This window comes from Aeromonas sp. 160P, assembly GCF_055193095.1.
In genome coordinates, this window is record NZ_JBUXKV010000001.1 from 3998278 (window position 1) to 4019066 (window position 20789).

19 protein-coding genes are annotated in these 20789 nt (G+C 60.0%); 16 read left to right on the top strand and 3 right to left on the bottom strand.

Translation table 11 applies throughout. The features are described from left to right. The first annotated feature begins 249 nt into the window (after window positions 1–249). The 13 genes from ACY8FN_RS18530 to ACY8FN_RS18590 all read left to right on the top strand — a co-directional run bounded on the left by ACY8FN_RS18530 (window position 250) and on the right by ACY8FN_RS18590 (window position 14625). Entirely contained in the window at window positions 250–2157 is a 1908-nt protein-coding gene (locus tag ACY8FN_RS18530; protein WP_463100856.1) for a PTS fructose transporter subunit IIABC, read from the top strand. A gap of 599 nt (window positions 2158–2756) precedes the next feature. Further along, window positions 2757–4163 carry a hexose-6-phosphate:phosphate antiporter gene (uhpT, locus tag ACY8FN_RS18535; RefSeq protein WP_101319256.1) on the top strand — a complete coding sequence of 469 codons (1407 nt, stop codon included), beginning with the start codon at window positions 2757–2759 and terminating at the stop codon, window positions 4161–4163. 218 nt (window positions 4164–4381) lie between these two features. Beyond that, a complete protein-coding gene (locus tag ACY8FN_RS18540; RefSeq protein WP_042020223.1) occupies window positions 4382–4687 on the top strand; it encodes a PTS fructose transporter subunit IIB in 306 nt (101 codons plus the stop codon). Continuing rightward, window positions 4687–5454: a PTS sugar transporter subunit IIA gene (locus ACY8FN_RS18545; protein ID WP_463100857.1), complete on the top strand. Its 768-nt coding sequence runs from the start codon at window positions 4687–4689 to the stop codon at window positions 5452–5454. Before ACY8FN_RS18540 ends, ACY8FN_RS18545 begins: the two co-directional genes overlap by 1 nt. A gap of 147 nt (window positions 5455–5601) precedes the next feature. Next, a complete protein-coding gene (gene rluE / locus ACY8FN_RS18550) occupies window positions 5602–6531 on the top strand; it encodes a 23S rRNA pseudouridine(2457) synthase RluE (protein ID WP_463100858.1) in 930 nt (309 codons plus the stop codon). Further along, on the top strand, window positions 6531–7022 hold the full coding sequence (locus ACY8FN_RS18555; protein ID WP_198559628.1) for an NUDIX hydrolase: 492 nt from the start codon (window positions 6531–6533) through the stop codon (window positions 7020–7022). Before rluE ends, ACY8FN_RS18555 begins: the two co-directional genes overlap by 1 nt. A 303-nt stretch (window positions 7023–7325) precedes the next feature. Next, window positions 7326–8432, top strand: a complete 1107-nt coding sequence (gene mnmA, locus ACY8FN_RS18560; protein ID WP_101323974.1) for a tRNA 2-thiouridine(34) synthase MnmA — start codon at window positions 7326–7328, stop codon at window positions 8430–8432. Window positions 8433–8455: 23 nt separating this feature from the next. Beyond that, window positions 8456–9067 carry a high frequency lysogenization protein HflD gene (hflD, locus tag ACY8FN_RS18565; protein WP_042020217.1) on the top strand — a complete coding sequence of 204 codons (612 nt, stop codon included), beginning with the start codon at window positions 8456–8458 and terminating at the stop codon, window positions 9065–9067. Window positions 9068–9195: 128 nt separating this feature from the next. Further along, on the top strand, window positions 9196–10566 hold the full coding sequence (purB, locus tag ACY8FN_RS18570; protein WP_463100859.1) for an adenylosuccinate lyase: 1371 nt from the start codon (window positions 9196–9198) through the stop codon (window positions 10564–10566). Window positions 10567–10731: 165 nt separating this feature from the next. After that, on the top strand, window positions 10732–11862 hold the full coding sequence (locus ACY8FN_RS18575; protein ID WP_042020215.1) for a ribosomal protein uL16 3-hydroxylase: 1131 nt from the start codon (window positions 10732–10734) through the stop codon (window positions 11860–11862). A gap of 184 nt (window positions 11863–12046) precedes the next feature. Then, window positions 12047–12460 carry a hypothetical protein gene (locus ACY8FN_RS18580; RefSeq protein ID WP_463100860.1) on the top strand — a complete coding sequence of 138 codons (414 nt, stop codon included), beginning with the start codon at window positions 12047–12049 and terminating at the stop codon, window positions 12458–12460. 360 nt (window positions 12461–12820) lie between these two features. Then, entirely contained in the window at window positions 12821–13279 is a 459-nt protein-coding gene (locus ACY8FN_RS18585) for a hypothetical protein (protein WP_463100861.1), read from the top strand. Then, window positions 13279–14625 carry an APC family permease gene (locus ACY8FN_RS18590; RefSeq protein WP_101347604.1) on the top strand — a complete coding sequence of 449 codons (1347 nt, stop codon included), beginning with the start codon at window positions 13279–13281 and terminating at the stop codon, window positions 14623–14625. Before ACY8FN_RS18585 ends, ACY8FN_RS18590 begins: the two co-directional genes overlap by 1 nt. Before the next feature lie 119 nt (window positions 14626–14744). Here the strand turns inward: ACY8FN_RS18590 and ACY8FN_RS18595 are convergent, their stop codons facing one another. Further along, window positions 14745–15128 (bottom strand): hypothetical protein, encoded by a 384-nt coding sequence (locus tag ACY8FN_RS18595; RefSeq protein ID WP_463100862.1) that lies wholly within the window; start codon window positions 15126–15128, stop codon window positions 14745–14747. Between the two features lie 260 nt (window positions 15129–15388). On the opposite strand from ACY8FN_RS18595, the gene ACY8FN_RS18600 reads away from it, so the two are divergent. Together ACY8FN_RS18600 and ACY8FN_RS18605 are read left to right on the top strand one after the other, a co-directional pair. Continuing rightward, entirely contained in the window at window positions 15389–16537 is a 1149-nt protein-coding gene (locus ACY8FN_RS18600; protein WP_463100863.1) for a Na/Pi cotransporter family protein, read from the top strand. Window positions 16538–16711: 174 nt separating this feature from the next. Next, the gene (locus ACY8FN_RS18605) at window positions 16712–17182 is read left to right on the top strand and encodes an FKBP-type peptidyl-prolyl cis-trans isomerase (RefSeq protein ID WP_463100864.1); all 471 of its coding nucleotides are present in this window, start codon (window positions 16712–16714) and stop codon (window positions 17180–17182) included. Window positions 17183–17247: 65 nt separating this feature from the next. Here the strand turns inward: ACY8FN_RS18605 and ggt are convergent, their stop codons facing one another. Beyond that, window positions 17248–19029, bottom strand: coding sequence for a gamma-glutamyltransferase (ggt, locus tag ACY8FN_RS18610; protein WP_463100865.1), 1782 nt, complete (start codon window positions 19027–19029; stop codon window positions 17248–17250). A 191-nt stretch (window positions 19030–19220) separates the two neighbouring features. Then, a complete protein-coding gene (gene rdgC, locus ACY8FN_RS18615; RefSeq protein ID WP_463100866.1) occupies window positions 19221–20132 on the bottom strand; it encodes a recombination-associated protein RdgC in 912 nt (303 codons plus the stop codon). Window positions 20133–20312: 180 nt separating this feature from the next. On the opposite strand from rdgC, the gene ACY8FN_RS18620 reads away from it, so the two are divergent. Continuing rightward, window positions 20313–20741, top strand: a complete 429-nt coding sequence (locus ACY8FN_RS18620; protein WP_042020205.1) for a GNAT family N-acetyltransferase — start codon at window positions 20313–20315, stop codon at window positions 20739–20741. Window positions 20742–20789 lie beyond the last annotated feature (48 nt).

Consider the following 20789-nt stretch of genomic DNA (forward strand, 5'->3'; position numbering starts at 1 on the left):
ACATGCCAGGAACAGCATCAATTTATTGTTTTTAAATAGAAAAATAACTACCCACTGAAAATAGCGAGTCCTGCCGAAAAACGGGATCTGCATCACGCCGTGTTTTGCTGCGCACAAAAATCCAGTGATTGGCACATTTGTCCGATAGGGAGGGGGCGGACGAACCGCGATAATAGTCAGGTCATTTTTATCCAGTACGTCGATACGTACTCACGCATAGCTTCCGTCACCGGAAGCGGGGAGAGCGCCATGATCACCACCTTGATCAATGAACATCTGATCAACCTCGATTTGAAAGCGACGCGAAAAGAAGAGGTCTTCACCGAGATGGCCCGCCTGCTGGCATCGCAAGGCAGGGTCAGCGACGAGCAGGCCTTTATCAAGGATCTGTGGGCCCGCGAAGAGCTGGGTAACACCGGCTTTGAAGAGGGTGTGGCCCTGCCCCACGCCAAGAGCGCGGCGGTGAGCAACCCGGCGGTCGCCATCGGCATCAGCCGCAACGGCATCGAGTACGGCGCCGAAGATGGCAAGCCGTCCCACCTCTTTTTCATGATTGCCTCCCCCGATGGTGGCGCCAATCACCATATCGAGGTGCTGGCCGAGCTCTCCGGCAAGCTGATCGAAGAGGGCTTTATCGCCAAGCTGCTGGCGGCCAAAACCCCCGCCGATGCGCTGGCGCTGCTGCTGGCCAAGAAAGAGGAGCAGAGCGCTGCCCCGACCACCAGCAAAGGCTTCATCATCGGTGTCACTGGCTGCCCGGCTGGTATCGCCCACACCTATCTGGCGGCCGAATCGCTGGAGCGCGCCGCCCGCGAGCTGGGTTATGAGGTGAAGGTGGAGACCAACGGCTCCATCGGCGTCAAAAACAGCCCGACTGCGGACGAGATTGCCCGTGCCAGCGCCATCGTGGTCGCCTGTGACAAGCAGGTGGAGATGGCCCGCTTCGCTGGCAAGCCACTGATCAAGACCGGCGTCAAAGCCCCCATCAAGGATGGCAAGGGTCTGATTGAGCAAGCTCTGAAAGCCCCGGCCTATGTGGCTGGCAAAGAAGATAAAAAGGGTGAAGAGAAGAGCACCGGCGGCAGTTCCGATCTCTATCGCTACCTGATGAACGGTGTATCGCACATGATCCCGTTCGTGGTGACCGGCGGTCTGTTGATTGCGCTGGCACTGGCCATCGGCGGCAACCCGACCCCGAGTGGCATGCAGATCCCGGAAGGGAGCATGTGGAACCAGATCCTCAACGTGGGCGTGGCTGCCTTTACCCTGATGATCCCTATTCTGGCAGGCTATATCGCCTACGCCATCGGTGACCGTCCGGCGCTGGCGCCGGGCTTTATCGGCGGCTGGATCGCCAACAACGGCAGCTTCTACGGCGCGGATGCCGGAACCGGCTTTATCGGTGCCATCATCGCGGGCCTGCTGGTCGGCTATCTGGTGCGCTGGATTGCCACCCGTCACTACCACAAGATGGTGCAGCCGCTGGTGCCGATCCTGATCGCCCCCATCGTCGGTTCCCTGTTTATCGCTGCGGTCTTCATCTTCATCATCGGCGCCCCGATTGCCGACATGATGACTGGCCTCAACGCCATGCTGCTCTCCATGAGCGGCGGCAGTCTGGTGCTGCTGGGTATCGTACTCGGTGGTATGGCTGGCTTTGATATGGGTGGCCCGGTCAACAAGGTGGCCTTCCTGTTCTCGGTCGGCATGATTGCCTCCGGTCAGACCCAGTTTATGGGTGCCATGGCTTGCGCCATCCCGGCCGCGCCGCTCGGCATGTCGCTGGCTACCGTGCTCGGTCGCAAGCTGGGTATCTTCGATGCCTCTGAAATCGAAGCGGGCAAAGCTGCCGGTGCCATGGGCCTGGTGGGGATCTCCGAAGGGGCGATTCCGTTCGCCGCCCGTGATCCGCTGGCCGTTATCCCGGCCAACGTGCTGGGCAGCATGACCGCCGCTGTGATGGCCTTCCTGTTCGGCATCACCAACAGCGTCGCCCACGGTGGCCCCATCGTGGCCCTGCTGGGTGCGGTCAACAAGCCGCTGCTGGCGCTGCTCTGCATGGTCTGCGGTGCCATCGTCACCGGCGTGGTGGCGGTCGCCCTGAAAAAACTGCGGGTCAAAAAGAGTGACGAGGTGACCCTGGCCAAGGCGGCCTGAGTCCCCCTCGCCATCGCGGCTCGTAACGCATAAAAGGAGGCCACCCCACGGGGTGGCCTCTTGGTTTTTCACGGCGGCTGGCGGGCCATTTTCCCCGGCGCCCCTCCACGAAACAGGGGTCGATAAGCCCCGCCTACCTCGCTTTTCTCCTCACTTCTCTCTTCTCACTTCTCACTTCTCGCTTCGTCCTCCTCTCCTTGCCGCGCTCCCTCACCTCTTGTAACCAAGGGCTCGCACGGCGCGGCAAACTGGCTGAGATGGCCGCAATTTGGCGTTCACTGTGTGATGTTTCTCACGCTTTTTCCGCGAAAGCGCAAAAACTAGGAAAATTTCCTAGTGCCACTAGGGATGGCTCTCAAGCCATTTTCTGCCCCTCTGATTAGAGTCACCCCACCTGATGTCGTGACCCGCACCACGATGGGCAACCAGCCCCGTCATCCTGTGCCGGGCCCGGGTTTATATGGATGGAGAGTCGAGCGCAGCAACCGCTGGCAGCCCCTGACTTTCCGTTCCCCCTTCCGTGGCGTGACCTCGAACAATTTATCTACAAATGAGGGGCGCGGCGGAAATACCGTCTATCTCGCAGAGGATGAACGAAGATGTTGAAATTGCTCCAACAGGTCCGGGTTCCGACCCTCGACCTGCCGGTCGAAGCCCGGCGCAAGCTCTGGTTCAAGCCGTTTATGCAATCCTATCTGGTTGTATTTATTGGCTATCTGACCATGTATCTGATCCGCAAGAACTTCAACATTGCGCAAAATGACATGATCCAGGAGTACGGTCTGTCGATGACCGAGCTTGGCATGATCGGCCTTGGTTTCTCCATCACCTACGGGGTGGGCAAGACAGTCGTCTCCTACTACGCCGATGGCAAGAACACCAAGCAGTTCCTGCCGCTGATGCTGATCCTCTCCGCCCTCTGCATGCTGGGCTTCAGTGCCAGCATGGGTGGCACAGGTTTTAGCCTCTACCTGATGATCTTCTTCTACGCAGCCAGCGGTTTCTTCCAGAGCTGCGGTGGCTCTTGCAGCTACTCCACTATCACCAAGTGGACCCCTCGCAACAAGCGCGGCACTTACCTCGGCATGTGGAACCTCTCCCACAACGTCGGCGGTGCCGGTGCGGCCGGTGTGGCGCTGTTCGGTGCCAACTACCTGTTTGATGGCAATGTGCTCGGCATGTTTATCTTCCCGTCCATCATCGCGCTGATCGTCGGCTTTATCGGCCTGCGTTTTGGTAGCGATTCACCGGAAGCCTACGGTCTGGGCAAGGTGGAAGAGCTGTTTGACGAAGTGGCGAGCGAAGAAGATATCGCCACCGAAGAGCAGCAGCTGACCAAGGGTCAGATCTTCGTCAAGTACGTGCTGCTGAACAAGGTGATCTGGCTGCTCTGCTTTGCCAACATCTTCCTCTACGTGGTGCGCATCGGTATCGACCAGTGGTCCACCGTCTACGCTCACCAGGAGCTGGGCTTCTCCAAAGAGGTGGCGATTCAGGGCTTTACCTTCTTTGAAGTGGGCGCACTGGTCGGCACCCTGATGTGGGGTTACCTCTCCGATCTGGCCAATGGCCGCCGTGGTCTGGTCGCTTGCGTCGCCCTGGCGCTGATCATCGCCACCCTGGGTCTCTATCAGCATGCCACTACCCCGTTCATGTTCCTGGGTTCGCTGTTCTTGCTGGGCTTCCTGGTGTTTGGCCCACAACTGCTGATCGGCGTCGCCGCCGTGGGCTTCGTCCCCAAGCAGGGCATCAGCGTAGCCGATGGCGTCAAGGGCACCTTTGCTTATCTGATCGGTGACAGCTTCGCCAAACTGGGTCTGGGCATGATTGCCGATGGCACCCCCATCTTCGGTCTGACCGGTTGGGCAGGCACCTTCGCCGCCCTCGACATGGCTGCTGCCGCCTGTCTGGTGCTGATGGCCTGTGTGGCTGTGGCCGAAGAGCGCAAGATCCGCCGCATCAAGCGCGAGCTGAAAGCCGCAGCGCTGGCCGCCCAGACCGCCTGATCCCCTTTAGATTGTCGCTAATTGCTCAGGGCCACCCACACCGGTGGCCCTTGTTGTTTGGCAAGGCCAGACACCCGACGGGCCCGATATCAGCCCGCGCTGCCGCTCAAGGGGCAGGCATATCCCCATCAAGATCTCACTTTTTGTATGGACATTTGGTAAAGCCAGCCCGCCAGCGCTATCTTGTTGCTCCCACTTGCCTGCATCACAGATATCTGATGAAGATCGTTGCCATCACCGCTTGCCCGACCGGTATTGCCCATACCTATATGGCTGCCGATGCCCTGCAAAAAGCTGCCACCACCCTGGGGCTCAAGATCAAGGTCGAAACTCAAGGTGCCATGGGCATGGAGAACATGCTGACCGCCCGCGATATTGCCAGCGCCGATCTGGTGCTGATTGCCTCCGATATCGAGATTGAGCAGAAAGATCGCTTTCTCGGCTGCGCCATCCATCAAGTGACCCTGGAGACAGTGCTGCTGGATGCCATGGGCGTACTCAAGGGATTGCCGATCCCGGCCTGATGCTGACCCGCGAGATCACCTTCTACTGCCAGCAGGGAATGAGCATCACCCAGGCCAAACAGTTGAACCGGCTGGCGGGGATGTTCAAATCCTCCATCTGTTGCGCCAACCTCACCCGGCGCCAGACTGTCATCGCCAGCAACCAGCTATCTCTGCTGACCCTCGCCACCCAACCCGGCGACCTCTGCCAATTGCAGATAGAAGGGTGTGATGCCGAGCTGGCCCACATGGCGTTTACCTGCTGGTGCGGCGAACTGGGCCAACCGCTGGTGCGCCCGCTGACCGCCGCACTGGCCGAATTACGGTTGGCGAGCGCCCTGCCCGACTACCATTTTGCCCTGCGCCAGCTGGCCCACAGCCCCGAACCGCTGACCAAGGCCGAGGCCCTCGAACATCTGATCGATCTGCTGCCCGCCGAGCTGGTCACCGACCGCACCAAACTGACCGCAGCGGTGGAGCGGCGCGAGCAGGTCTCCGCCACCATTATCCGCCCGGGCCTTGCCATGCCCCATGTACTGTGCGAAGGGATAAGCCAACCGGCGCTGAGTCTGCTCAACTGTGCAGACCCCATCGAGTGGGGCTCCCGGATTGGGCCGGTGCAGACCATCATTTTGCTGGCAGTACCGGTCGGCTGCGGACGGGAGACCCTGCGGCCCCTCACCCGACTGGCGCAGGCGATGATCGATGATGTGGTCAGCCACGCCCTGCTGCAGGCAGGCTCGGCCCCCGCCCGTCAGGCTATCGTGATTGAGAGCTTGCTGAGCTAAGCCGGTTTGCCCCTTGTTGCCAACTGAGCTGTTGCCAACTGAAGAGCCGGTCTGCGATCTTGGTCTCACCGCGGCCTCTGCCATTCATCCCGCCGTCAGCCCCCTGTGATACACTCGCTGCCATCGACAGTCTGAAGTGTGTATCCGATGAAATCTCCCCGTTCCCGTCTCTCTCTCCCTAACCGTCCGCCCCGTGATGGCGCCGCGCGCACCACCACAATGGCGCGCCCAGCCGCCCCCCGCAAACCTGAGCTGGCAGCGGCAGATCGCAAGTTGCTGCTGCTGAACAAGCCCTACATGGTGCTGTGCCAGTTTACCGACGAGGCGGGCCGGGAGACTCTCAAGGATTACATCACCGAGCCCGGCATCTATGCCGCTGGCCGGCTTGACCGCGACAGCGAGGGATTGCTGCTGCTCACCAACGACGGCAAGCTGCAGGCACGCCTCACCCAGCCGGGGGAGAAGACCCCCAAGACCTACTGGGTACAGGTGGAAGGCATCCCCAGCGAAGATAAACTGGCCGCCCTGCGCGCCGGAGTGGAGCTCAATGACGGTATGACCCTGCCCGCCGGGGCGCGCATTATGGATGAACCTGCCGTGTGGCCGCGCAATCCGCCCATTCGCGAGCGCAAGGAGATCCCCACCCGCTGGCTGGAGATCAAAATTATCGAGGGGCGCAACCGGCAGGTGCGGCGGATGACCGCCCATATCGGCCACCCCACCTTGCGCCTTATTCGCTACGCCATCGGCGACTGGACCCTCGATGGTCTGGCCCCCGGTGAGAGCCGCAGCCTGCCCGCCCCCGAGCTGGCACCAGCGTCGGCCAGCCGCCGGCGTCCGCCCTCATCCCGCTCAGGCGGAAATGCCAAACCGGCAGGAGAGGCGCCACGGCGGGTAAGCCAGCCGAAACGTGAAGATCGTCCCCGCAGCACTCATTCAACTGCAAGCTCGACTGCAAGCTCGACCGAGAGCCCGACTGACGGCAAACCCCGCAGCAGCGGGCGCGGTGGCAGTCGCAACACAATGCGCAGACCCGCCCGCGCGGGCAATCCCAATAGCAACGACAAGGAGTCATGATGAGCAATCAGGCAGAGCAATCGACCAGCAGCCATGCCCCCATGGAGGCGCGCCTGACGGTCGCCGCCGTGGTGCAGTGGCAGGGCCGCTTTCTGGTGGTGGAAGAGGAGATAAAGGGTCAGCGCCGCTTCAACCAGCCCGCAGGCCATGTGGAGCCAGGGGAAAACCTGCTTGAAGCGGCCTGCCGCGAACTGAAAGAGGAGACGGGGCTCACCGCCACGCCGACCGCCTGGCTTGGCACCTATCTGTTCAAACCGGCTGACAGCGAGGCCACCTTTGTCCGGACTGCCTTGATCTTCGACCTTGAAAAAGCGCCCGGTCAGCACCATCCAGAGGATCCTGATGGCGATGTGCTGGCTTGCCACTGGCTCACCCTGGAGGAGATCGCCGAGTGTAAACCTGCCCTGCGCAGCCCGCTGGTATGGCAGTGCATTCAGGACTATCTGGCGGGCACCCGCCTGCCGCTGTCGGCGCTCAAGGCCTTTATTTGAGAACCTGTCCACGATCTTACTGCGAGGCCGTGATCAAGGCTCATGTGCTGCTCGGAATCCTCACGTATGTATATACGCTCCGGTTCCTGCGCTGCTCTTTACCTTGCTGACGGCCTCTCGTGACAGATCGTGAACAGGCTATCCGATATCGTTTGGCACCATTTCTTCATCATGGTGCCGACAAACAGAAAAACGATTTCCTGCTGTCAGACTCCTGATGGGAACTACCGCATGGAGATGTGACCGGGGGCGCAAAACTCTGGTAGAATACGCCCCGTTTAAACGAACTGGTAACTTCGACTAATGACAGACAACAGCCAAATCAAGGTGATCGTCGGCATGTCCGGCGGCGTGGATTCTTCCGTCTCGGCCTACTTGCTCCAGCAGCAGGGTTATCAGGTCGAAGGCTTGTTCATGAAGAACTGGGAAGAAGACGACACGGACGAGTACTGCTCTGCCGCCCAGGATTTGGCTGATGCCAAGGCCGTCTGCGACAAGCTGGGGATGAAACTCCACACCATCAACTTCGCAGCCGAGTACTGGGACAACGTGTTCGAGCACTTCCTCGAAGAGTACAAGGCTGGCCGCACGCCGAACCCGGATATCCTGTGCAACAAGGAGATCAAGTTCAAGGCGTTCCTCGAATTTGCCGCCGAAGAGCTGGGTGCCACCTACATCGCCACCGGCCACTATGTGCGCCGTGACGACAGCACCGGCCACCCACGCCTGCTGCGTGGCCTCGATAGCAACAAGGATCAGAGCTACTTCCTCTACACCTTGAGCGAAAGCCAAGTGGGTCAGAGCCTGTTCCCGGTGGGTGATCTGGAAAAGCCCGAGGTGCGCCGCATCGCCGAGCAGCTCGATCTCATCACCGCCAAGAAGAAAGACTCCACCGGTATCTGCTTTATCGGTGAGCGCAAGTTCAAGGACTTCCTGGCCAAGTTCCTGCCCGCCCAGCCCGGCCCCATCGAAACCGTGGACGGCAAGGTGATCGGCGAGCACCAGGGCTTGATGTACCACACCCTGGGCCAACGCAAGGGGCTCGGCATCGGTGGTCGCAAAGACGCTACCGAAGAGGCCTGGTATGTGGTCGACAAAGAGGTCGAACGCAATGTGCTGGTGGTGGCGCAAGGTGAGCATCCCCGCCTCTACTCCGACGGCCTGATTGCCAGCCAGCTGCACTGGGTGGATCGCACTCCGATCCGCGAGCCGCGCCGCTGCACCGTCAAGACCCGCTACCGCCAGCAGGATATTCCCTGCCTGATCCAGCCCATCGACGATCTGACCATCCGTGTCATCTTCGACGAGAAACAGGCTGCGGTCACCCCGGGCCAATCCGCCGTTTTCTATGACGGGGAAGAGTGCCTGGGCGGTGGCATCATTGAGCAACGTTTCAGCCATCCGGTTTGAATCCTTAACACAAGGCAGCAGACGTGAGCGATAAATTCCAAGACAGAACAATGGCCTTTGCCGGCATCTGCCAGGCCGCCTTTCTGGTGCAGAAGGTGGCCCGTGACGGCAACTGCGACGAAGCCTCCCTGCGCGAGAGCCTCTCGAGCGTACTGGTGACCGATCCCAAGCAACCGCTGGAAGTGTTTGGCAGCCATCTGGCGATCCGCGATGGCTATCGCGCGCTGGTCGAACAGCTGGGAGCCGACGGCAGCCAGAAGAACGCCGAGCTGACCCGTTATGTGGTGAGCCTGATTGCGCTGGAGCGCAAGCTGGCCAAGCGCAAGGACATTCTCAACCTGCTGGGTGAGCGGATCAGCCAGATTGGCCGCCAGCAACAGCATTTCGATCTGCTGGATGAGCAGATCATGGCCAACATGGCGAGCATCTACAGCGACCTCATCAGCCCCATCGGGCCGCGCATTCAGGTGGCGGGTACCCCGCTGTTCCTGCAGCAGCCGCTGGTACAGCACAAGGTACGCGCCCTGCTGCTGGCAGGCATTCGTGCCTGCGTGCTGTGGCGTCAGCTCGGTGGCAGCCGCACCCAGATCATCTTCGCGCGCAAGAAGATGGTGGAGCTGGCCAAACGTTACTAAAAAATCGGCTCGTGCCCGGGCCAGCGGGAGAGATCAAGGTGTACTGCCGCACAGCAACCTTGATAACACCACTGGCAAGCGCACGAGTTGATATGAATCCCCCACACAAATCATCAGGAGTTCACCCCATGGAGCTGTCCGCGCTGACTGCTGTTTCCCCGATTGACGGTCGTTATGGCGACAAGGCCGATGCCCTGCGCCCTATCTTCTCCGAATTCGGCCTGCTGCGTTTTCGCGTCGAAGTCGAGGTGCGCTGGTTGCAAAAACTGGCCAGCCACGCCGGGATCCCGGAAGTCCCTGCCCTGAGCTCGGCCGCCAATGCCCTGCTCGATGGCATCGTCAGCAACTTCAACGAGAGTGACGCAGCCCGTATCAAACAGATCGAGCGCACCACCAACCATGATGTGAAAGCGGTGGAGTACTTCCTCAAAGAGCAGGTCGAAGTGACCCCTGAGCTGGCGGCTGTCAGCGAGTTCATCCACTTCGCCTGCACCTCGGAAGACATCAACAACAACTCCCACGGTCTGATGCTGAAAACCGCCCGCGAAGAGGTCATCAAGCCTTATTGCGAGAAGCTGATCAGCGAGCTCAAGCGTCTGGCTCACGAGTATCGTGACATGCCGCTGCTCTCCCGCACCCACGGCCAGCCGGCAACCCCGAGCACCATGGGCAAGGAGATGGCCAACGTCGCCTACCGTCTGGAGCGCCAGTACAAGCAGATCATGGCGGTGGAGATCCTCGGCAAGATCAACGGTGCGGTCGGCAACTACAACGCCCACATCAGCGCCTACCCGGACGTGGACTGGCACCAGTTCTCCGAGGAGTTCGTGACCTCCTTGGGCCTTTCCTGGAACCCCTACACCACCCAGATCGAACCGCACGACTACATCGCCGAGCTGTTCGACGCCATGGCCCGCTTCAACACCATCCTGATCGACTTTGACCGCGATGTGTGGGGTTACATCTCGCTGGGTCACTTCAAGCAGCGCACCATCGCGGGCGAAATTGGCTCCTCCACCATGCCGCACAAGGTCAACCCCATCGACTTCGAAAACTCCGAAGGCAATCTGGGTCTGGCCAACGCCGTGTTCCAGCATCTGGCCAGCAAGCTGCCTATCTCCCGCTGGCAGCGTGATCTGACCGACTCGACCGTGCTGCGCAACCTGGGTGTGGCAGTGGGCTATTCGCTTATCGCCTATCAGGCGACCCTCAAGGGTATCTCCAAGCTGGAAGCCAACAGCGATGCCATGGCCGCTGACCTGAACGCCAACTGGGAAGTGCTGGCCGAACCGATCCAGACCGTGATGCGCCGCTACGGCATCGAGAAGCCCTACGAGAAGCTCAAAGAGCTGACCCGTGGTCGCCGCGTTGATGCCGAAGGGATGCGTACCTTTATCGACACCCTCGAACTGCCGGAAGCCGTGAAGGTGGAGCTGAAGAAGCTGACCCCGGCCAACTACATTGGTGACGCCCAGCGTCTGGTTGATCTGCTGAAATAAGCGGATAAGTAACACGACCGGGGCCCTGTGCATGATCTGCAACAGGGCCCCGGTTATTTTATGTGGCACCCTATACACAGTTTGCAAGAGGGCTTGCCCGAGGTCGGCAGCCGCCTCTGGCAAGACCTCTCTTACCCTTTGTCGAACCCTTTGACGAGAAGATCTATGTACGAACTCAATCTGGATATCGCTCACTTCCTTGAGCACTACTGGCAGAAGCGCCCACTCCTTATCAAGGGCGGCTTCAAAGACTTTCAGGATCCCATCAGCCCGGACGAGCTGGCAGGTCTGGCCATGGAAGAGGTGGTAGAGTCCCGCCTCGTTACCCGTTTCGACGGTAAGTGGGATGCCGCCCACGGCCCCTTCGAATCCTACGACCATCTGGGTGAAGAGAACTGGACCATTCTGGTACAGGCTTGCAACCATTGGGCCCCCGAGGTAAACGAGCTGGCGGTGCCGTTCCAGTTCATCCCCGGCTGGCGACTGGATGATGTGATGGTGAGCTTCTCCACCCCCCACGCGGGTGTCGGCCCCCACATCGATCACTACGATGTATTTATCACCCAGGGTCTGGGCAAGCGTCACTGGCGGGTTGGCGATGCGCTGCCGCTGAACGAATTTGCCGCCCACGCCGCCCTGCTGCACTGCGAGCCGTTCGAGGCGATCATCGACGTCATCATGGAGCCGGGCGATATCCTCTACATTCCGCCAGGATTCCCCCACGAAGGCTACGCCATCGAGCCCTCCATGAACTTCTCGGTCGGTTTCCGCGCGCCGGACGCCAAGGCGCTGATCTCCTCCTTTGCCGATCACCTGATCGACAACGAGGTGCGTACCGAGCGTTACAGCGACCCGGACCTCAAGCCCCGTGCCCGTCATGGCGAGATCCAGTCCCATGAACTGCACCGTCTGCGCGAGCTGATGCAACAGGCCCTTGATGACGAGACCCTGTTCAAGGAGTGGTTCGGCGCCATGATCTCCGAGGCCAAGCATGATCTGGACGTCAATCCGGTCGAGCCGGACTACAGCGCCGAGGAGGTAGCCGACCTGCTGACCCAGGGCGAGCCTGCCATCAAGGTGCCGGGCCTGCGCAGCGTCTGGTTCAGCGGCGAGAGCCAGCAGTGCTATATCGATGGCGAAGCCTGGACTCTGCCGAGCGAAGATGCAGCTGCCATCTCCCTGCTGTGTGACAAGGACATCATCACTCAGGCTGATATGGTTGAACTGGCCGATCAAGCTGGCTTCCTGCAACTGCTGACCCGTCTGGTTAATCGCGGTTACTGGTTCTTTAGCTGATCAGGCTGTGGTTGAACCATATGAAAGGCGCCTTTTGGCGCCTTTTTTCTTGCTCCGTAGCTGTTCAATTAACAATCTATTTGCGAAGCTGAACCTACTCTTGATGAAGCGGCAAGTGGTGCTTTGTTGAACGAAACCGGCCACGTATCATGCGGCCGTTCCTGTTCAGAAGAGAAGAGCCACCATGCAGATCACCTCCCAGCCCATGTCACTGCCCGATTACAGCAAATACCCCTCCTACCCCGATGTGACACCCGAGCAGATCAATAAAGCCCGCAATGAAGCGTTGGCCAAAAAGGATGAGGTGAAGGCGCAGAGCGAGGAGCAGGCAACCGCCCGCAGAACCATGGCCGTCTCCTATACCGCCCACCAGCAGGATAAAGCGGCGATAGATCGTTACTTGCAAGCAAGCGGACAAGAGACCGGCGACAGCGCAACCCCGAGCACCGGCGATATCTATCAGAGCGCAAATCGCTACCAGCGCCAGCAGAACCTGACCGGCTATCTGCAATTCCAGCAGAGCCCCCTCGGTCAACAGATGGGTAGTATGGTTGGTGAAGACAAACGCAAAGGCTCCCAGCTGGATATCATGGCCTGACGGGAGAGACGGCCAGCATCGCCGACTTGAATGGCCATGCTCCGCTCAGCTCAGCTCCCCATGGCCAGCTATGGGGTCATCGCGACTCCCGAAGAGCCGGCAGGCTCTTTGGGTTTGTCGCAAAAGTGTGACTTATTTCAAATAACAGCCCGTTGCTCCGTCTCGTTATTAGCGGGTTTTGGCAGCAGCATGCCATATACGCAGTCACTAATGTGACTAACTATTCAGGCTTCTTATGCGCCCTTTATCCCCCTTGGCTGACCCTGCCCGACCACTCGATAACGGGACTCACATATCAGGGGGGCATGGCAAATATGATCCGGATCAATATTCAGGCGTAATGCACCCTGCAGCGACGATTTGCCGGTTTTTCATCCCCTCTCTGACCATCCTGTTTTTACCCCCAAAAGAGCCGCAAGGCGCACCGGCAGCCACAGCGGGATAGTGATCACTTACCTGCCCCCCCTTTATGCAAATAAATGCGTTTTAGTGCCTTTAATTGCTTGTCAAGGGGGCATCACGAATGCAAAATACGCCGCCAATAAAGGACCGATGTTCACTGCGACATCGGTTTTTGTATTTTTGAAGTGCAGTACAAACCCACCACAAGAGGCCGGAACATTTCCGGAAGTGATATTCGAGATTGCCAAACAATCTCCCGACGTTGAGAGGATAACCATGGGGCGTTTTAATGCTTTCCTGCCGGTACAGCCCGGTATGCGCCACCCCGGCGCCCTTGATGTACAGGTGTGCGAATTCATCGTATCCCTGCGCTCGTTGCAAGCACGTGCTGCGGCACTGATTGAGGAGAAAGCGTAATGGCATCGCAAAACGCCAAGCTGCTCAAGACCCTTACCCTGACACAAGTGATTGTGATGGGTCTGGCCTATCTGACCCCCATGGCTGTGTTCGACACCTTCGCCATCGTCGGTGACATCACCGATGGCCGGGTCGCCACCGCCTATCTACTGGCACTGGGTGGCATCCTGCTCACCGCCCTCAGCTATGGTCATCTGGTACGCAAGTTCCCTTCTGCGGGTTCTGCCTACACCTATGCCCAGAAAGTATTCAACCCCTACGTCGGTTTCATGGTCGGCTGGTCATCCCTGCTCGACTACATGTTCATGCCGATGATCAACATTCTGCTGGCCAAGATCTACCTGACCGCCATGTTCCCGGGCGTCGAGCCCTGGATCTTCATCTTCGGTCTGGTGACCGTGATGACCTTGCTGAACCTGCGCGGCATCAATCTGGTGGCCAACTTCAACGGGCTGATCGTGGTGATCCAGCTCGCCATCATCACCCTCTTCATCGGCCTGATGGCATGGGGCATCTATCATGGTGAGGGTGCTGGCACCCTGATGAGCAGCCGTCCGTTCCACGTCGAGTCAGCCCAGATGGTGCCACTCTTTACCGGTGCGACCATCCTCTGCTTCTCATTCCTCGGCTTTGACGGTCTGAGCTCCCTCTCCGAAGAGACCCCGAACGCCGGCAAGGTGATCCCCAAGGCGATCGTGCTGACAGCCCTCATCGGCGGCATCATCTTCGTGGTGGTCTCCTACTGCCTGCAGCTCTACTTCCCGAGCCTTGCCCGCTTCCAGCATCCGGATGCGGTACTGCCGGAGATCGCCCTCTACGTTGGCGGCACCTTCTTCCAGTCCGTGGTACTGGTCTGCACCACGGTCGCGGTACTGGCCTCCGGCATGGCCGCTCACGCCGGGGTTTCGCGCATCCTCTACGTGATGGGGCGTGACCGGATGATCCCGGAGCGGGTGTTTGGCTACATCCACCCGAAATACCGCACACCGGCCATCAACGTGCTGATGGTGGGCGGTCTGGCGCTCTCCGCCGTGTCGTTTGATCTGGATACCGCGCTGGCGCTGGTCAACTTCGGGGCGCTGGTAGCGTTCAGCTTCGTCAACCTGTCGGTGATCGGTCAGTTCTGGGTACGCGAGAAGCGCAACAAGACCCTCAAGGATCACGTGGTCTTCCTGCTGCTGCCGCTGCTCGGCGCTGCCACCATCGGCGCCCTGTGGATCAACCTGGAGCAGAGCTCCCTGGAGCTGGGTCTGATCTGGGCCGGTCTGGGTGTGACCTATCTGTTCCTGCGTCTGGCGGTGTTCCGCATCCCGTTCCGTCAGTACGAGGAAGCGGCTGACGCCTGATCCTCTACGGATATCGGATACACAGAAGGGGAGCCATGGCTCCCCTTCTGTTATTTCACCGGCGCTAGCTCACCGAGTGACTGCCCTTACTCGCTACAGCGCGTAAGGGGAGAGCGTGATCAACTCTTGTTGATCACCGCAGTTGCTGCCGCCTTGAGCGGATCATTGGCAACCGCTTTAATATCCTTGTTCACTTGCTTGAGCTGATCTTGGGCCTTGTCGGCCTGGCGCTGGGTCGCTTTGACGTCATCACGGGCACCTTGCACGCTGTCACTTGCCTTGTCACGCAGATCGGCGGTGCCATTTTTCAGCTCATCCTTCGCCTTCTCTTTCTGCTGACGCATCAGCATCTCGGTATCACAGCGTCCCTTGACGCCGACGGAGGCACCCATCGCCTCGTTTTTCAGTGCCTTGTCCAAATTACAATCCGGCTGCAGCACTGACTTGGCCTGCACACCGACCGACAACAACCCGAGGGAAAGAGAGAGAACCCATGCTCGCATCACGCTTATTACTCCAAGACTAAAAAGAAACGCCGCAGCATAGCGCCCCGTGCCGGGATCACAAGCCTTATTGTGCCGATAGCCACTTGGTGGCCGGAATGTCCTCCTGTTCCGTCAAACACTGCCTAGGCAAGCCGCCCTCCCTGACAGTCATAAAAACATCATAAAAGTGTCACTTTGTCATATTTCTGTCATTTACCACTGCTTAAATGCGCGGGTCATCAACTACCCAAGACGGAACCACCGTCCCAAGAGGCTTTATGCAACACCATCACTCCTTGCCACAGCCGCCGGCGACCCGCGCCCTGTTCAACTGGATGAGTGTCATCGTACTGGTCTACCTGATCCTGGTAGCCGTGGGCGCCATCTCCCACGGCTTCAAAGATTTCTCCGGTGGTGCCGAGGGCGCAGCCCAGATCTTCGCCTTTGCCAACAACCCCTTTGTCGCGCTGATGCTCGGCATTCTGGCCACCGCCCTGGTGCAATCCTCCAGCACTGTCACCTCGGTGATCGTCGGTCTGGTGGCGGGCGGCCTGCCCATCGGCATGGCCATCCCCATGGTGATGGGTGCCAACCTCGGTACCACCATCACCAATACCATCGTCTCCATGGGTCATATCCGGGATCGCGCCGAGTTCCGCCGCGCCTTCGCCGCCGCCACCGTGCACGACTTCTTCAACCTGCTGGCGGTGTTCATCTTCCTGCCGCTGGAGTTGATGTTCGGCCTGCTGCAACACAGCGCCGAGTGGCTGGCCAACCTGCTGGTGGGCTCCGCCAACATGTCGATGAAGGGGATGGATTTCATGAAGCCGCTGACCGCACCGGCCCAGCAGCTGATCGACAGCGCCGTTGCCTTGCTGCCGGGCAAGGGTGCTGCCATCGCTACTATCGTCATCGGTATCCTGCTGATCCTCGCATGTGTCACCTGGCTCGGCAAAGTGCTGCAACAGGTGCTGGTTGGCCGTGCCAAAGAGCTGCTGCACAAAGCGCTGGGCCGTGGCCCGCTGACCGGCATCACCTCGGGTGCGCTGGTGACCATCATGGTGCAGTCCTCCTCCACCACCACCAGCCTGATGATCCCGCTGGCTGGCGGCGGCGTGTTCAGCACCCGTCAGCTCTACCCCTTCACTTTGGGGGCCAACATCGGCACCACCATCACCGCCCTGCTGGCTGCCACCGCCATCAGCGGAGCCGGTGCCCAGCTGGCACTGACCATAGCGCTGGTACACGTGCTGTTCAACGTCTTCGCCGTGGTGCTCATCTATGGCATCCCCTTGCTGCGTGACCTGCCGGTGCGCGCCGCCGAGGGGTTGGCCCGGGTTGGCAGCGAGAACAAGCTGCTGGCTCTCGGTTATGTGGCGGGTCTCTTCTTCGCCCTGCCCGCCCTGATGATGGTGGCGGCCAAATAATCGCTGCCGCCATGACAAGGGGCGAGTCACCGACTCGCCCCTTTTTACATCTGCGTCACTGTGCTTTGCCTGCCTGCTCACATCCTCCCGCCCTGTGGCTCGCCATCAGGGGCGGTGCGCGATAAGATGGCGCCCTCATTGCACTTTTTACATTTCATGGAACAGGAAAAACCGATGAAATTCATACTGATCGCGCTGCTGGTTGCCGGTGTCGCCTACTACTTCTACTCCAGCAGCAACAACAAAAAGCTGGCAGCCGACAACGTGCGGATTGGCGCCGAATTCCTCGCCAGCAACAAGGACAAACCGCTGGTGACCACCACTGCCTCCGGCCTGCAGTACGAAGTGCTGATCCCGGGCACCGGCACAGTTCACCCCACCGCCACCAGCAAGGTGAAGGTGCACTACGAGGGCAAGCTGCTGGACGGCACCGTCTTTGACAGCTCGGTCGCCCGTGGCGAGCCCATCGAGTTCGGCCTCAATCAGGTGATCAAGGGCTGGACCGAAGGGGTACAGCTGATGGTGGAAGGTGAGAAGACCCGTTTCTACATCCCCGCCAACCTCGCCTACGGCGACCGCGCCGCGGGCAAAATCCCGCCGGGATCAGTCCTGATCTTTGACGTGGAGCTGCTGGGTATCCAGTAACTCGCTCTGCCATGCACCATCAGCAACAAGGCCAGCATCATGCTGGCCTTGTTGCTATGGGAACCTCACTCCCCCTTGGCGATCCCTTCCCGGCGCGGATCCGCTGCGCCAAACCAGCCGCCAGCGTTGCGCTCAACCCCCTGCAAGCCAGAGGTCTGCTCGTTCAGTACCACCTCGTGCCCCCTCGCCTTCAATCCCTCGACCACCGACATGGGGGTGCGTCCCGCCTCCAGCTCGGTGGGGCCGTTGCGGCTGCCGAAATTGGGCAGATTGATGGCCTGTTGCAGATTCAAGCCCCAATCCTGGGTGCCGAGCAGAGTCTTGCCCACGTAGTTGATGATGGCGGAGCCGCCCGGCGAGCCCAGCGTCATGGTCAGCTCGCTGCTTGGCTTGTCAAACACCAGCAGCGGTGACATGGAGGAGCGGGGCCGTTTGCCCGGCTCCACCCGGTTTGCCACCGGCAGACCCGCGGCATCCACCGAGGTGAAGGAGAAGTCGGTCAGCTGATTGTTGAGCAGGTAGCCGTTGACCATCTGGCGCGAACCAAAACCATCCTCGATGGAGCTGGTCATGGAGATCGCCATCCCCGCTTGGTCGACGATCGAGACATGGCTGGTGGAGGGGAGTTCCGGGGTCGCATCCTTGCCGCGCGCCAGCGCCAGCGGCGGCGTACCGGGCTTGGCAATCCCCATGGAATGCTCACCGATAAGCTTGCCGCGCTCGGCCAGATAGCCCTTATCCAGCAACCCCTTCACCGGCACGCTGACCACATCACTGTCGGCGACGTACTGATTGCGATCGGCGAAGGCCAGGCGCGCCGCTTCGCTGTAGAGGTGGATGGCCTCGCTGGATGCGGCCAATCCCCCCTCCTTGGTGGTGATCGGTTTGAGGGCCGCCATATCGCGACTCTCCAGCATGCCGAAGATCTGGCCGAGTGCCAGAGTGCCGGATGAAGGAGTGGGGAAGCCGCAGATCTCGCTCTGGCGATAGTCAAAACAGAGGCCATCCCTCAGTTTGGCCTGATAGCTAGCCAGATCGGCGGCACTGAGTACCCCGGGATTGGTCGGGTGCTGGCGCACCTTGGCCACCATGGCATCCGCCAGCGGCCCCCGATAGAAGGCATCCGCCCCCTCGGTGGCCAGAGTGCGCAACACCTTGGCCAGCGCCGGATTGGTCAGCCGGGTTCCTGCCGTTTTGGGGCTGCCATCGGCCTGATAGAAGTAGGCGCGCGCCTCCGGGTCGCGGGCCAGATAGGGATCCTTGGCCAGCAAGGTTGCCAGCCGGGGGCTTATTACAAATCCTTGTTCTGCCAGGGTGATGGCAGGCTCGAACAGCGCAGCCCAGGGCAACTTGCCATAACGCTGATGGGCCAGCGCCAGCGCACGCAGGGTGCCGGGAACCCCGACCGATCGACCCCCTACCACCCCGTCATAAAATGCCAGCGGCTTGCCATCTTGCATAAACAGCTGGTCAGTGGCGGCCGCCGGCGCCGTCTCGCGGCCATCCACCGCACTCACCTTGCGGCCATCCCATACCAGCAGCAGCGTCCCGCCACCGATCCCGGAGGATTGCGGCTCTACCAGCGTCAATACCAGTTGCACCGCCATGGCGGCATCAACGGCACTGCCACCGGCCTTGATGATCTGGTAGCCCGCATCCACCGCCAGCGGGTTGGCAGCCGCCACCATGAAGTCATGGCCCTGCCAGCCCTGTTTGTCGGTCCAGCCACTGGCCGCTTCCGGCGCGATCAGCGTCTGGGGTGGCGGGGCGTAGTGAAAGCCGTTGTCACTGGCACAACCGGCCAGCAGGGCAAGGGCGACAGCCAGCCCCAGAGGTTTGCGCAACATGACACTCTCCTTGTCTGTTTTATGACCATGAAGAGGGACTATGTCACGATTGGCGCTGGTAGCTCAAGTTATTGAGCAAGATCAATATCTTACTCATCTATCAATAATGGTTATTCGCTATAGATACAAAAAAACCGCCCGAAGGCGGTTTTTACAATGGGATAGCTGAGGCTACACAGCCGCCAGTCCGGTTAGATGGACTGCTCTTCGCCACCCAATACGGCAAACAGCGCCGGGATAAACTGGGCCAGCTCGGAGGTGACCAGGGCGAAATCGGCATCCAGACGGGCGGCCGGATCTTCGCTAGTAACGTCGTCGTTCTGCTCGCGCAGCTCTTCGCTGAACTTCAGCCGCTTGATGGAGAGATCGTCCCCCAGCACAAAACTGATGGTCTCGCCCCAGTTGAGGGCAAGCTTGGTCACCAGCTTGTCGTTGGCCAGGTGGTTTTTGATCTCTTCACTCATCAGATCCTGCTGTTTGCACCGAATGATGCCGCCGTGCTCCATGGCACTGCGCAGCTCGGCTTCGTCTTCCAGCGTGAAGGTAGACGGCAGGTTACCCTCGTTCAGCCACTCGGTCATGGTGATCTCGGGCGGGTTCTTGAGGGCCACCGGCACCACCGGCAGGGAGCCGATGGATTTGCGCAGCAGCGCCAGCAGATCGTCTGCCTTCTTGGCAGAACCTGCGTCTACAACCATCAAATTGTCGGCCGGATTGATCCAGGCGAAGGTCTGGCTAGTACGACTGAAGGCACGAGGCAGCAGGGTGTGGAGGATCTCCTCCTTGAGCGCTTCTTTCTCTTTTTTCTTGAGGGCGCGTCCCTGTTCGAACTCGATCGCCTCTACCTTCTCGGCCAGCATCTCCTTGACCACGCTACCGGGCAGCATCTTCTCCTCTTTGCGGGCGCAGAGCAGGATGTGGCCGGAGGCAGAGTGGGTCAGGGTTGAGCCGAATTTGCCAAGGGGCTTGACCCACCCGAAACGGGAGATGTCCTGACTGCCGCAAGGGGTGAAGGCACAGGCTTCCAGCTGGGTTTCCAGCTGATCCACGGTCAGGTCAAAGGGGCGGGTAAAGCGATAAATCTGCAGGTTTTTAAACCACATGGCGTCCTCGGTCTCTAGATTGTCCGGCGGGCATTGTACTAGAGAGGCGCTTTGTGATCAGCCAATCATTCTCGCTAAATAAAGGGCGATCGACCTCACAGGGTCTCATTTATATCACCTGAGCGGTCACCAAGTTCCCCTAGACTGCGAGTTGTGCAAGTTGTTAACAAGGATGAAATTATGTTACGGCCCAGTCGCCCGGAAGACATGGAAGAGATCGTCGAAATCTGGTTGCTGGCCTCCCTGCAGGCCCACGATTTCGTCGATGCCTCTTGCTGGTGGCGGGCTCAGGAGGATCTTCGCATTCGCTACCTCGATCGCGCTGCCATCTGGGTATTCGAGGAGCGCGGCGACCTGCTCGGTTTCATGGCGCTGGTGGACAACTACCTCGCCGCCCTGTTCGTGCGCCCCGACCGCCAGGGACGTGGCGTCGGCCACGCCCTGCTGCAGGAGGCCAAGCGTCAGGGGGCGTCGCTCCACGCCCGCGTCTTTGTCGAGAACGATCAGGCGGTGCGTTTCTATCGCCGCCACGGTTTCGTTATCGAGGCCGAGGAGTCCGATCCCCTCACCGGCCACCCCCAATACCGGATGTGCTGTGAACCAGCCTGAATCGATGCCAGCCCGCTGTTTTACTTGAAAAAAGCACCGGGCATCCTC

Coding starts and splice junctions, on each gene's coding strand:
- ACY8FN_RS18530 (WP_463100856.1), top strand. CDS start 250: ATGATCACCACCTTGATCAATGAACATCTGATCAACCTCGATTTGAAA.
- uhpT (WP_101319256.1), top strand. CDS start 2,757: ATGTTGAAATTGCTCCAACAGGTCCGGGTTCCGACCCTCGACCTGCCG.
- ACY8FN_RS18540 (WP_042020223.1), top strand. CDS start 4,382: ATGAAGATCGTTGCCATCACCGCTTGCCCGACCGGTATTGCCCATACC.
- ACY8FN_RS18545 (WP_463100857.1), top strand. CDS start 4,687: ATGCTGACCCGCGAGATCACCTTCTACTGCCAGCAGGGAATGAGCATC.
- rluE (WP_463100858.1), top strand. CDS start 5,602: ATGAAATCTCCCCGTTCCCGTCTCTCTCTCCCTAACCGTCCGCCCCGT.
- ACY8FN_RS18555 (WP_198559628.1), top strand. CDS start 6,531: ATGAGCAATCAGGCAGAGCAATCGACCAGCAGCCATGCCCCCATGGAG.
- mnmA (WP_101323974.1), top strand. CDS start 7,326: ATGACAGACAACAGCCAAATCAAGGTGATCGTCGGCATGTCCGGCGGC.
- purB (WP_463100859.1), top strand. CDS start 9,196: ATGGAGCTGTCCGCGCTGACTGCTGTTTCCCCGATTGACGGTCGTTAT.
- ACY8FN_RS18575 (WP_042020215.1), top strand. CDS start 10,732: ATGTACGAACTCAATCTGGATATCGCTCACTTCCTTGAGCACTACTGG.
- ACY8FN_RS18580 (WP_463100860.1), top strand. CDS start 12,047: ATGCAGATCACCTCCCAGCCCATGTCACTGCCCGATTACAGCAAATAC.
- ACY8FN_RS18590 (WP_101347604.1), top strand. CDS start 13,279: ATGGCATCGCAAAACGCCAAGCTGCTCAAGACCCTTACCCTGACACAA.
- ACY8FN_RS18595 (WP_463100862.1), bottom strand. CDS start 15,128: ATGCGAGCATGGGTTCTCTCTCTTTCCCTCGGGTTGTTGTCGGTCGGT.
- ACY8FN_RS18600 (WP_463100863.1), top strand. CDS start 15,389: ATGCAACACCATCACTCCTTGCCACAGCCGCCGGCGACCCGCGCCCTG.
- ACY8FN_RS18605 (WP_463100864.1), top strand. CDS start 16,712: ATGAAATTCATACTGATCGCGCTGCTGGTTGCCGGTGTCGCCTACTAC.
- ggt (WP_463100865.1), bottom strand. CDS start 19,029: ATGTTGCGCAAACCTCTGGGGCTGGCTGTCGCCCTTGCCCTGCTGGCC.
- rdgC (WP_463100866.1), bottom strand. CDS start 20,132: ATGTGGTTTAAAAACCTGCAGATTTATCGCTTTACCCGCCCCTTTGAC.
- ACY8FN_RS18620 (WP_042020205.1), top strand. CDS start 20,313: ATGTTACGGCCCAGTCGCCCGGAAGACATGGAAGAGATCGTCGAAATC.